The sequence below is a fragment of the Paractinoplanes deccanensis genome, from assembly GCF_016862115.1.
Lineage (GTDB): Bacteria > Actinomycetota > Actinomycetes > Mycobacteriales > Micromonosporaceae > Actinoplanes > Actinoplanes deccanensis.
This window is the reverse complement of sequence record NZ_BOMI01000188.1, coordinates 66,634-77,803: the sequence shown is the minus strand read 5'-3', so window position 1 is coordinate 77,803 and position 11,170 is coordinate 66,634. Positions and strand designations below refer to the sequence as shown.

10 protein-coding genes are annotated in these 11,170 nt (G+C 70.9%); 4 read left to right on the top strand and 6 right to left on the bottom strand.

Annotated features, from left to right (window positions below):
* Positions 1–143 precede the first annotated feature (143 nt).
* Positions 144–2,918: a helix-turn-helix transcriptional regulator gene (locus tag Ade02nite_RS44515; protein WP_239169505.1), complete on the top strand. Its 2,775-nt coding sequence runs from the start codon at positions 144–146 to the stop codon at positions 2,916–2,918.
* Here Ade02nite_RS44515 and Ade02nite_RS44510 read toward each other — a convergent pair.
* The 5 genes from Ade02nite_RS44510 to Ade02nite_RS44490 all read right to left on the bottom strand — a co-directional run bounded on the left by Ade02nite_RS44510 (position 2,897) and on the right by Ade02nite_RS44490 (position 8,480).
* Positions 2,897–3,355 (bottom strand): nuclear transport factor 2 family protein, encoded by a 459-nt coding sequence (locus Ade02nite_RS44510; protein ID WP_203777356.1) that lies wholly within the window; start codon positions 3,353–3,355, stop codon positions 2,897–2,899. The genes Ade02nite_RS44515 and Ade02nite_RS44510 overlap by 22 nt on opposite strands.
* A gap of 65 nt (positions 3,356–3,420) precedes the next feature.
* Positions 3,421–5,181, bottom strand: coding sequence for a PucR family transcriptional regulator (locus Ade02nite_RS44505; protein WP_203777354.1), 1,761 nt, complete (start codon positions 5,179–5,181; stop codon positions 3,421–3,423).
* 95 nt (positions 5,182–5,276) lie between these two features.
* Positions 5,277–6,095, bottom strand: coding sequence for an alpha/beta fold hydrolase (locus Ade02nite_RS44500; RefSeq protein WP_203777352.1), 819 nt, complete (start codon positions 6,093–6,095; stop codon positions 5,277–5,279).
* 147 nt (positions 6,096–6,242) lie between these two features.
* Positions 6,243–7,640 carry an FAD-binding oxidoreductase gene (locus Ade02nite_RS44495; RefSeq protein WP_239169504.1) on the bottom strand — a complete coding sequence of 466 codons (1,398 nt, stop codon included), beginning with the start codon at positions 7,638–7,640 and terminating at the stop codon, positions 6,243–6,245.
* A 42-nt stretch (positions 7,641–7,682) separates the two neighbouring features.
* A complete protein-coding gene (locus Ade02nite_RS44490; RefSeq protein ID WP_203777350.1) occupies positions 7,683–8,480 on the bottom strand; it encodes an alpha/beta hydrolase in 798 nt (265 codons plus the stop codon).
* A gap of 71 nt (positions 8,481–8,551) precedes the next feature.
* Between Ade02nite_RS44490 and Ade02nite_RS44485 the strand changes: the two genes are divergently transcribed.
* The 3 genes from Ade02nite_RS44485 to Ade02nite_RS44475 all read left to right on the top strand — a co-directional run bounded on the left by Ade02nite_RS44485 (position 8,552) and on the right by Ade02nite_RS44475 (position 10,565).
* The gene (locus Ade02nite_RS44485) at positions 8,552–9,148 is read left to right on the top strand and encodes a CGNR zinc finger domain-containing protein (protein ID WP_203777348.1); all 597 of its coding nucleotides are present in this window, start codon (positions 8,552–8,554) and stop codon (positions 9,146–9,148) included.
* A gap of 117 nt (positions 9,149–9,265) precedes the next feature.
* Complete coding sequence (locus Ade02nite_RS44480; RefSeq protein WP_203777346.1) at positions 9,266–9,949, top strand: alpha/beta hydrolase; 684 nt, start codon at positions 9,266–9,268, stop codon at positions 9,947–9,949.
* Positions 9,950–10,043: 94 nt separating this feature from the next.
* Complete coding sequence (locus Ade02nite_RS44475) at positions 10,044–10,565, top strand: GNAT family N-acetyltransferase (RefSeq protein ID WP_239169509.1); 522 nt, start codon at positions 10,044–10,046, stop codon at positions 10,563–10,565.
* Here the strand turns inward: Ade02nite_RS44475 and Ade02nite_RS44470 are convergent.
* Positions 10,463–10,933 (bottom strand): nuclear transport factor 2 family protein, encoded by a 471-nt coding sequence (locus Ade02nite_RS44470; RefSeq protein WP_203777342.1) that lies wholly within the window; start codon positions 10,931–10,933, stop codon positions 10,463–10,465. The two genes, Ade02nite_RS44475 and Ade02nite_RS44470, sit on opposite strands and share 103 nt — an antisense overlap.
* Positions 10,934–11,170 lie beyond the last annotated feature (237 nt).

Genomic DNA, 11,170 nt, shown 5'->3' with positions numbered 1-11,170 from the left:
CCGGCGCTTCCAGCACGTGGACCCGCCGGTTACGATCTAGCTCACGTGATCGGCACGACATGCGTCCAGCAACTGGACGGGAGAAGCCGGGGCAGCTGAGACACATGGCCGCACAGTTCCCATCCCACGGCCGTAGACCGGCTTTGATCGACCGTACGGACGAGCGCCGCGTGCTCGGCCAGCTCGCCGATGTCGTCCGGAGCGGGCGCAGTGCCGTGCTGGTGGTGCGCGGCGACCCGGGTGTGGGAAAGACGGCGCTGCTGGACTTCCTGGCCGAGCACGCGCCGGGCTGCCGGGTGCTGCGCGTGACCGGCGTGCAGTCCGAGATGGAGCTTCCGTTCGCCGGGTTGCAGATGTTGTGCGCGCCGATGCTCGACGGGCTCGACCGGCTCCCCGGCCCACAGATGGAGGCCCTGCGCACCGCGCTGGGCCTGTCCTTCGGGCCGCCGCCGAGCCCGTTCCTCGTCGGGCTCGCGGCCCTCAACCTGCTGGCCACCGCGGCGGCCGAGCATCCCCTTCTCTGTCTGATCGATGACGTGCAGTGGCTCGATCAGGCGTCGGCCCAGGCGCTGGGCTTCGCGGCGCGCCGCCTGGTCGCCGATCGAGTCGGCCTGGTGTTCGCTGCCCGAACCACCGGATCCGAGCTGGACGGGCTGCCCGATCTCGAGGTGGGCGGGCTTCGAGAGGGCGACGCGCGAGAACTGCTGAAATCCGTGGTGGCGGGGCCGCTGGACGAGCGGGTGCGGGACCTCATCGTCGCGGAGACGGGCGGCAACCCGCTCGCGCTGCTGGAGCTGCCACGAGGGCTGACACACACCGAGATGGCGGGTGGGTTCGGACTGCCCGGCGCGGTGCCGTTGACGGGGCGGATCGAGCAGAGCTTCGGCCGTCAGCTGGCGGCGCTGCCGGGCCCGACCCGGTCGTTGCTGCTGCTGGCGGCGGCGGATTCATCCGGGGATCCGGCCCTGGTATGGCGAGCGGCGGAACGGCTGGGTATCTCCGCTCAGGCGGCGACACCAGCGGTGGGTGCCGAACTGGTCGAGTTCGGCTCCCGGGTGCGGTTCTGGCATCCCCTGGTGCGCTCGGCGGTCTACCGGTCGGCGTCGTTCGAGGAGCGGCAGCGGGCGCACCGGGTGATCGCCGAGATGATCGACCCGCGTATCGACCCGGACCGCCGGGCGTGGCACCGGGCTCAGGCCGCGGCCGGACCGGACGAGGAGGTCGCCGCCGAACTGGAGCGTTCGGCGGGCAAGGCACAGGAGCGTGGCGGGATGGCCGCGGCGGCGGCGTTCATGCAACGTGCGGTCGCGCTCTCGGTCGACGCCGCCGGCCGCGTCGAACGGACACTCGCCGCAGTCGAGCTCAGCGCCCGTGCAGGAGCGTTCCGCCAGGCCCTGGAGCTGCTGGCCGCACTACGGCCCGAGGTTCTCGATGAACCCGCGAGCGCCCGCGCCGACCTGCTTCGTGGACAGATCGCTTTCGCCTCCGGCCTGGGCAGCGACGCTCCGCCGCTGCTGCTCGGTGCGGCCAAGCGGCTCGAGCGATGGGACATGAGCCTGGCGCGCGAGACGTACCTGACGGCATGGATGGCCGCACAGTTCGCCGGGCACCTGGCGGACGAGGGCGACGTTGCCGAAGTCTCCGAGGCCGCCCTGGCGCTGCCCGCGCCGTCGGGGACGCCGTCCGTGGCCGACCTGCTGCTGGATGGCCTGGCGCGGCTGGTCTCGGACGGCCGGGCCGCCGCGGCGCCGGCACTACGGCGCGCACTGGCGGCCTTCGGCAACGGCGACGTCTCCACCGAGGAATGGCTCCGCTGGGGCTGGCCGGCCCAGAGCGCCGCGATCCTCCTTCAGGACGAGGACAGCTGGCGCACGATCGCAGCGCGCAAGACCGAGCTTTCCCGGAACGTCGGTGCCCTCGATCAGCTGCCTGTCGACCTGGCTTCCCAGGCCGTGACCCAGATGCGGATCGGTGAGCTGTCGGTGGCGCGTTCGCTGATCGCCGAGGCCGAGGCGCTGTCCAGAGCCACCGGAACCGTCTATCCCCCGTTCGCCCCGGTGTGGCTCGCGTGCCTGTCCGGTGACGAGGCCGGGGCCGGGCCACTGATCGAGTCCATGATCGCCACCGGCGCGGCGACGGGCCAGGGCCATGCGGTGGATCACGCGCATTACGTGGCATCGATTCTCTACAACGGTCTCGGCCGCTACGACGACGCCATGGCGGCGGCACAACACGCCACCGAGGACCCGCTCTACATTCGCATGTGGGCCTTGCCCGAACTCGTCGAGGCCGCCGTTCGCTGCGGAGACCTCGAGGCCGCTCGCGCGGCGGCGGACCGGCAGACGGGGGCGCCCACCGCAGGCCGCACCGACTACGACCTGGGCATGCAGGCACGCTCACGTGCCCTGCTGAGTGACGGTGAGACCGCCGGCGACCTCTACCGCGAAGCGATCGACCGGCTGAGCCGGACCACGCTGCGCCTGGAACTCGCCCGCGCCCACCTGCTCTACGGCGAGTGGCTACGACGTCAGAGCCGCCGCGCCGACGCTCGGAAACAGCTGCGGACGGCCTATCGGATGCTGACCGACATGGGCGCCGGCGCGTTCGCCGGGCGGGCCCGTCGTGAACTCATGGCCATCGGCGAAACGATCGGTGAGCCGCCGACGGCAACTCGGACCCTGCTCACCGCCCAGGAAGCGACAGTGGCCCGTCTCGCACGCGACGGGCTCACCAACACCGAGATCGGCGGTCAACTGTTCCTGTCGGCTCGCACTGTTGAATGGCACCTGAGCAACGTGTTCACCAAACTCGGCATCAACTCGCGCCGCGACCTGCATCGGGAACTGACGGACCACGGCCAGCGGGCAGCCGCACGACGGCGCGGTCAGACACCGCACTATCGCAAGGGAAGCTCCTGACCCCACTCCGAGCGTGGTCGCGGGCCGACGATACGGCGGTCGGTCTCCTCGATGGCCACGTCGTTGATGCTGGCTTCGCGACGGCGCATCAGCCCGGTGTCGTCGAACTCCCACAGCTCGTTGCCGTAACTGCGCCACCACTGGCCGGTGCCGTCGTGCCACTCGTACTGGAAACGGACCGCGATGTGGTCCTCGGTGAACGCCCACAGACTCTTGCGCAGCGCGTAGTCGAGCTCACGCTCCCATTTGCCGGTCAGGAACTTGACGATTTCGCCGCGCCCACTGAGGAAGGTGTCCCGATTGCGCCAGACCGAGTCCTCGGTGTACGCCAGTGACACCCTCTCCGGGTCTCGGGTGTTCCATGCGTCCTCGGCGGCCTGCACCTTCTGCGCGGCGGTCTCACGCGTGAAGGGCGGAAATGGTGGTTTGCCAGTCATAGCCGAACGCTATTGCGCGACGGTGCCCGGCCGCATCACATATTTTGAGTAGCGGCGGACGGGCATCAGCTCGCACGTTCCCGGAGGTGCTCGGCACCGAGCGACCGCAGGTGCAGGGCGAGGCGAAGGCGCAGCCCATCAGCGCCCTCCTGCCAGCCGGCGCCGAGCAGCCGGGTAACCCTGTCCAGCCTTTTCGCCATGGTGTTGGAGTGGATGAACATCTGGCGCGCGGCCTGGCGGGCGTTGCCGCCCGTCGAGAAGAAGACGTGCACCGTCTCGGCCAGGTCGATGCCGTGCCGCCGCTGATACTCGGTCAGCGGGCGCAGCGCCTCGTCGAGGAGTTCACGAAGGTCGCCGGGGCGTTCTGCGTCGAACAGCGGACGGTACAGCGCCAGGTCGCGCGTGGTGGCGCATCCGTTGGCCGCACCGGCCGCACGCAGCAGTGTCAACCCGTGCCGCGCCGCCGCGAAGGCCTCCGGCAGCGACCCGTCCGCGGGCGCGACGGGATCCGAGGCGCACATCCCGGGCGCTGTCCCGGCGACGCGCAGCAGCCGGTGTGTCAGAGTCCCGACGGTGTCCCGCGGGTCGTCGCCGGGAAGCAGGACCACGGTTTGCCCGTCGTGGCGGCCGCCCAGGCCGCCGAGCCGACCCGCGACATCGGCGACGACGCGATCGAGCGAGCCGTCCCCCGCGACGGCGACCACCACACATCGGCGGTCGAGCGGGAACCCGCGCGCCTCGGCGAGGACGCGGACCGGCCGTGGCGACGCCCGGCGCGCGCTGAGCAGCTCGCCGAGCAAGTCGGTGCGCGTCTCCTCGTACGCCTGAAGCAACGCATTGTGCCGCAGTCGCATGAGACCGACGACGCGCGCGGCCTGCGCCAACGCGATCAACTCGTCGCCGGACAGCGCACTGCCGCGCACGACCACCACGGTCCCCTCGGTCCGGCCCGCCCCGGCCACGCTCACCGCGTACCGAAACGACGACCCGGGCTCGAGCACCACCTCCCCCGGCTCGGCTGCCGCGCGAGCGACCAGATCCGGTGCGGACACCGCCACCGGAGTGGCCGGATGCGCGGCGACCAGCCGCGCGCTGTGGTCAAGCAGCGCGACCACGGCGCCGAGCCCGCCGGCCAACGTCTGTGCCACGGCGCCGGGAAGCGGTGGCAGCTCCGCCACCGCGAGACCGAGCAGGTCGCCGAGCATCGCACGTCCGTTGGCCAGCGTGCTGAGCCGGGTGGTCAGTTCGCCGTTGCGCCGCTCGGCGTCGCGCCGATCCGTGATGGTGGCCAGCCGCAAGGTCGCCGCCCGCGCGTACCTTTCCACCATGGCCGCCTCCACAGGGCTCAGCGATTCTCCCCTGTCGAACGCGACGTGCAGCGCCGCGGTGTCCGTCAACGGCACTCGAAGAGACCCGCGGCTGGACGGCCCGTCGGGCCCGTGGCCGGCTGCCTTCCGCCATCTGTTCCCGCCGTCGCGGACCGTCAGCCAGACCGCGCCCGCCTCGGGCACCAGCCGCGAGACTGACGCGACGATGGCATTCCGCAGATCACCAAGGTCGTCGTGCTTGCCGAGATCGGCGAGTGCCTCGTTCGTGGCGAGCACGGCGAGCTGACGCCCTCGGCGGTCCAGCTGCCGGCCTGCCGCCCGATGAGCGGCGGCGGCCAGCGACCTGGTGTCGAGCCGCACCCCCAGATCGCCGGCCACCTGGCGCAGGCTCAGCAGCGCCGCGTCCACCGCGTCGGGCGCGACCGCGTCGAGGACCGCGCCAAGAGCATGAGCGAGCGCCTCGCCGTCTTTCATCAGGACCACCGCCTCGTACGTCATGCGTTCCACCCTGTTGCAGACGCGAGGGTGCGGCATCGCATGAACGCGGTACCACCGTGCGATGGCCGCCACAAGGCCGGCGCTGTGCCGGTGGGTCAGCTCCTCCAGAACTCGAGCAGGTCCTGGTCCAGCTTCTGCTGGTAGGTGCCGGCGATGCCGTGCGGCGCGCCCTTGTAGACCTTCAGCGTTCCCTGCTTGACCAGGTCGATCGCCTTGAACGCGGCGTCGCCGATCGGCACGATCTGATCGGCGTCGCCCTGGCAGATGAGCACGGGCACGTCGAGGGCCTTGAGATCCTCGGTGAAGTCGGTCTCGGAGAACGCCTCGATGCAGTCGTACGCGGCCTTCAGGCTCATCTGCATGCCGAGGCGCCAGAATTGGTCACGCTGGCCCTGCGAGACGCCGGAACCCTGGTTGATGCCGAAGAACTGCTCCGACAGGTCCTTGAAGTACTGCGACCGGTCGGCCAGCACGCCGGCGCGGATGGCGTCGAAGACCTCGATCGGCGTGCCGTCCGGGTTCGACGCGGACTTGACCATGACCGGCGGAACGGCACCCACGGTGGCGATCTTGGCCACGCGGCCGGCGCCGTGCCGCGCGGCGAAGCGCACCACCTCGCCGCCGCCCGTGGAGTGGCCCACCAGGATGATCGTGTCGAGGCCGAGCGTGTCGGCGAGCGCGGCCAGATCCGCCGCGTACGTGTCCATGTCGTTGCCGTCCCACGTCTGCGCCGAGCGGCCGTGCCCGCGACGGTCGTGGGCGATCGCCCGGAAGCCGTTGTCGGCGGCGAGCTTCAGCTCGACGTCCCAGGCGTCGCTGTTGAGCGGCCAGCCGTGGCTGAACACGACCGGCTGTCCGCTGCCCCAGTCCTTGTAGAAGATGTCCGTGCCGTCGGGGGTGGTGATGAAAGGCATCCTGGCCTCCTCGTGTGTGGTTCTTGCCGTCATCACCGAGCCTGGCCCTCGCGTTGCCGCACGCCATCGGGGAAAGTGCACACCGCGGCCGGCGGCACGGTCGTGTCCGTGCACCTCCCCGGCGTGGCGGTACGCGAGGTGGAGGAGTCAGGCGGGCGCGATGTTGTGGTTCGGCCGGAAGACGTTCTGCGGGTCGTACCTTTTCTTGACCTCGGCCAGCCGCCGGTAGGTCTCCGGGCGGTAGCCCGCCGGCACGCCCTCGGCGGTGGCGTCGGCGGCGCTGAAGAAGTTCACGAACCGCCGTCCGGTGCTCCATGGCCGCATCGCGGTGACGAGGCCGGTCAGGTATTCGCCGAACGCTTGGGCCTGGTCCGGCCCGCCGAAGGCAACGGCGTAGAGCAGGTATGCCGAGCCGCGTGTGTCGATGGCGTTGCCCGGCTCGGGCCGGCGATCCAGCGCGCCGCCGAGATGCCGGATCTCGAGCAGGACGAGCGGGCTGTCCGTGTCCGGACCGGCCAGCCGGACCAGTGTGCCGATGGCTTCCGGGGTGAGTGCCCGCAGCAGGGCCGAGCGGTCGTGGAACGGGATCGGCGCCGGCGGGTCGTTGTGAATGGTGCCGATCTCCGCGTACGGGATCTCGTCCACCGAGTCGATCAGGGCCGGCCCGATCGCTCGCAGGGGCGCGACGAGCCGGGCGCCTTCCTCGGCCGGCCCCACGTAGGCGATCCGGACGTGGACCACGAGCCGGCCGCGCAGCGGTTCGGGTACCTCGGGAGCCGGGGGCAGTCGCAGCAGCGCGATCGATGAGGTCATCTCGTCGGGCAGCTCGGCGGTCCAGGCGCTCCACGCGGTGAGCACCTCGGTCGCCCGCTCACCGGGGAAGAACAGGGCGCCGCCGTAGACCCGGCGGACCGGGAAGAGGTCGAACTCGAGCGCGGTGACCACGCCGAAGTTCCCCTTTCCGCCGCGAAGCGCCCAGAACAGATCAGGCTCGCGCTCCGCGTCGACCGTGCGCAGCTCGCCGTCCGCGGTGACGACGTCGATGTGGCGCACGTGGTCCGCGGCGTAGCCGAAGGTGCGCCCGATCGGGCTGAGCCCGCCGCCGAGGGTGTAGCCGACCGCGCCGACGGTGGGCGCGGAGCCGTTCAGCGGCGCCAGTCCGTGCTGCGCGGCCTCGTCGATGACCTGTTGCCAGCGCACTCCGGCCCCGATCCGGGCGGTTCGCCGGCGCGCGTCGACCATCACCGAGTCCATCCGCCGGGTGGTGATCAGCATCGCCGCGTCCGAGGAGAGCGCCGAGTGACCGGTGGCCATGACGGCGACCGGGAGGTGGTGGGCGGCCGCGAACCGAACGGCTGCCTGGACGTCGCCCGCGCTGCCGGCGCCGACCACGATCGACGGCCGGTGTGACGTGGCGCGGTTGTACGCGGCACATTCCGCGGCGTACCCCTCGTCGGTGGGCAGCAGCACCGGGCCTGCGATGCCGGCCGTGAGTGCGGCGACGGCTTCCCCGCTAAACGGCACGGGACCTGCGGTGGATTGCACGATTACCTCTTCTTCGTGAGATCGGTGGTTGCGGGTGTCGCCCTACCAGGTGGCGCGGGCCAGCCATGCGAGCAGCCGGTCGGCGGTCCGCCGCCAGCCGGGCTCGAGGATCATGCTGTGCGCCCGCCCGGGCAGGAAGAGATAGTCGGCGCCGAAGTAGTCGGCGCTGCGCCGCACGACCTCGGCCGGCACGACGATGTCGTTCTCGGCGCCGACCATCAGCGTGGGACCGCCCAGCCGGGTGCGATCCACGCCGATCGCGCCGCCCGAGGCGACCTCCCAGACCGCCTGCGGTGACTCGTGCGGCATCAGCGCGTGGTAGCGGCGCGCGTCCCTCTCGGCGCAGCCGCTGAGGAACCACTCGTACGCCATCTCGTACGGCATCGGCGGGAACGGCTCGGTCATGTCGATCGGCACCGGCATCGGTTCGTTGCCCACCTGCCGGCAGGCGATCGGCGCGAGCAGGATCTGCGCCACGACGTCGTGGGACTCGGCGTATTTCTGGACCGCCATCGCGCCCATGCTGTGCGCGACCAGCACGGGCGCCTGCCCGGCGTGCGAGACGACGATGTCCAGCTCCTCGGTCACCGCCTCGATGGACCGCTGAACGAACTGCTCGCGCGGCAGGTCCCGCGAGCCGTTGTGGTTGAACCAGCTGAACGAGTAGCAATGCCGGCCGGTGGCGGCGAAGTAGGGCAGCCAGTTCTCCCACAGCCAGCTGCCGTGACTGCCGCCGTGCACGAACACGACGGGAGCGGCGACCGGCTCGCCCTCGGGGGCGGCGTGCTCGACGAACACCCCGTCGATCTGCCGCTGGTCGATCTGCACAAGTACCTCCATGACGCCCGCCTGGAACGAATCGTGTAACCGGTATACCGGTTACACGAGCGAGCCGAAATATAGTGGCACCCATGTCGGCGGTGTCAACGGGGCTGGTGATCTACTCCGCGGAGGGCACTCCGTATCTCTTCGACCCCGGATCGCTGTGCCTGGAGCTCCTGCTCACCGGCGGCCCCGGCGTGCTGGCGCGGTACGAGGTGCTGCACGAACCGCACGACCTCGCCGAGTGGCTCGCCCTGTCCCGGCTCCGGCTGACGCCGGCCGACCTGAGCGTGAGCCCCGGCGAGCTGGAAGCCGCGCACCGGCTGCGAGACGCCCTCTGGCAGCTGGCCCGCGCCGTCGCCAGGAGCGAGCCACGCCGGGCCGAGGACGTGGCCGAGATCAACCGGGCCGCGGCGGAACCGCCGCTGATCCCGCAACTCACGGCCGACATCACGCCGGCCTGGCGGCTCCCGGCGAGCGCGACACAGGTCCTCTCCGCCATCGCCCGCGACGCCGTCGACCTCTTCAGCGGCCGGTTCGCCACCCGCATCCGGGAGTGCGGAGCCCCGGACTGCTACCTGATCTTCGTCGACACGTCGCCCTCCGGACGTCGCCGGTGGTGCTCGATGGAGACCTGCGGCAACCGCAGCAAGGTGCGCGCTCTTCGCAGCCGGCGCGCCACCTAGCCGCTCATCGGCGGTCGAGATCCGCAACGTGTGGCACTTCGGGGATCCGTGGTACAACTTTATCGGACACAGTGTCCGACACGCTGTCCGATCCCGTTGACTTTGGAGCACCCACCCGTGAATTCCCCGAAACCCACCCTGCTTCTCGTGCACGGCGCCTGGCACGGCCCCGCCGTCTTCGACAAGCTCCGCGCCGAGCTCGACAAGCTGGGCCACACCAGCCGGGCGATCAAACTGCCCACATCCGGGCCCGAGCCGCGCGGCGGCATGCTCGACGACGCCGCCGTCGTCCGGGAGGCGATCGCCGCGATCGACGGCCCGACGGTCGTGGTCGCCCACTCGTACGGGGGCATCCCGGTCACCGAGGCCGCCGCCGCTCCCACCGTCGAACATCTTGTCTACCTGGCCGCCTACCAGCTGGACCAGGGCGAGTCGATGTTCGGCTTCCACGGTGCGCCCGAGCCGGCCGAGACCGAGGGCCTGTTCCCGATCATCGACAACCCGCGAACCTCGCTCTACGCGGACCTTCCCGACGACGAGGCCGAGGCGGCGGTGGCCCAGCTGGTGGGCCAGCGCCTGCAATCGTTCTGCGACCGGGTCACCGCGGAGCCCGCGTGGCGGTCCATCGACTCCACGTACATCGTCTGCGAGCAGGACCAGGCCATCCCGGTGCCGGAACAGGAACGGATGGCGGCACGCGCGAAGAACGTCCGGCGCATGCCGACCAGCCACTCACCGTTCCTGTCCCGACCCGCCGAGCTGGCAGCCGTGCTCGACGAGATCGTCGCCGCACGCGCCTGACCTTGTGCACCGTCCCGCTGCGCCGCCCCCGGTCGCCGCAGCGGGACGCCCCCGTCGTGCCTCCGCGGGCACCCACGACAGAAAGCCGCCAGTGATGCCCGTCCTGCGCCGTGGCCGCGCCGACGATCTGCCGATCATTCTGCGAGGCGAGCGCGCCTACCTGCGCGAGATCGAGCCTGAGCAGGAAAACGCCTGGGCCGCCATCGTGAACGCCAACCTGGCGCACTGGATCGCCTGGCTCGATCGCACCTTCATCCTGGAAGCCGACGGCGTACCCGCCGGATACGAGGCCTGGACGCCGGACGGGGACGCCGCCCTGCTCACCACGATCCACGTGTTCGACCGGTTCCGCCGCGCCGGAGGAGGCGCGGCGCTGTTACGCACCTTCGCGCACGACGCGGCCGCTCACGGGTTCTCCCGGCTCACCCTTCAGGTCCATCGCGACAATCCCGCGCGCCGCCTCTACGAACGGCATGGCTTCCAGCTCACCGGAAACGACGGCGTTTACGCACGCTACGACGCGACGGTCGAGGGGTTCCAGTTCTCCAGGGGATCCATCCGGAAGCGGGTCAGTACGACCGAATCGATCAGCCACCGCCCGTCGACCCGGCGGTAGGTCTCGCGATATTGCCCGTAGCCGTGATGTCCCTCCGGAGCATCCGGGCCGGCCGGGAAGGTCAGCAGGTCCTCCATCGACCACGTCCCGGTCGCCGTGTCGGGACCGGTGATCTCGATCTCCGGCATGTGCCCCTGATGAGCCGACGGCGCGGCGCCGGTGAGGTCGCGGATCGTGTCCGCGAACTCCTTGGGTGACGCCCAGGTGATGCCGTCGGTCACCACCGTCGCGTCAGGCGTGAACAAGGCGGCCAGGTCGTCGTGCTTCTTCTCGTCGACGAAGCGGAAATAGCGGGCCTTGAGCTTCTTGATGCTCTCGACCGACTCGAGCACGTCCAGACGCCGGACGACGTCGTCGAGCTGATCCATGAGTCGAACCTCCGTACTCCCGGCGCCGTCCGGGCGCCCTCGACAGCCATCTGACTCCGCCCACGCGCTCGCGGAGATCACCCTGGAACCATGCGCCGGAACGAACGGCCGCCGCATCGCACGGTCACGTGACAACCGGCGGGCGCCTTCGGTCACGCAATCGTGCGATACCGCTTCGCGCCGGCCCTCACGACGGTCTCCATCGGTCGTCTGACTCACCCCGCGGGCCGGGCCGGC

Excerpts from the sequence above, each read along its gene's own strand:
- Ade02nite_RS44490 (WP_203777350.1), bottom strand. The coding sequence starts at position 8,480 with ATGGAGGTACTTGTGCAGATCGACCAGCGGCAGATCGACGGGGTGTTC.
- Ade02nite_RS44470 (WP_203777342.1), bottom strand. The coding sequence starts at position 10,933 with ATGGATCAGCTCGACGACGTCGTCCGGCGTCTGGACGTGCTCGAGTCG.
- Ade02nite_RS44485 (WP_203777348.1), top strand. The coding sequence starts at position 8,552 with ATGTCGGCGGTGTCAACGGGGCTGGTGATCTACTCCGCGGAGGGCACT.
- Ade02nite_RS44500 (WP_203777352.1), bottom strand. The coding sequence starts at position 6,095 with ATGCCTTTCATCACCACCCCCGACGGCACGGACATCTTCTACAAGGAC.
- Ade02nite_RS44505 (WP_203777354.1), bottom strand. The coding sequence starts at position 5,181 with ATGACGTACGAGGCGGTGGTCCTGATGAAAGACGGCGAGGCGCTCGCT.
- Ade02nite_RS44475 (WP_239169509.1), top strand. The coding sequence starts at position 10,044 with ATGCCCGTCCTGCGCCGTGGCCGCGCCGACGATCTGCCGATCATTCTG.
- Ade02nite_RS44510 (WP_203777356.1), bottom strand. The coding sequence starts at position 3,355 with ATGACTGGCAAACCACCATTTCCGCCCTTCACGCGTGAGACCGCCGCG.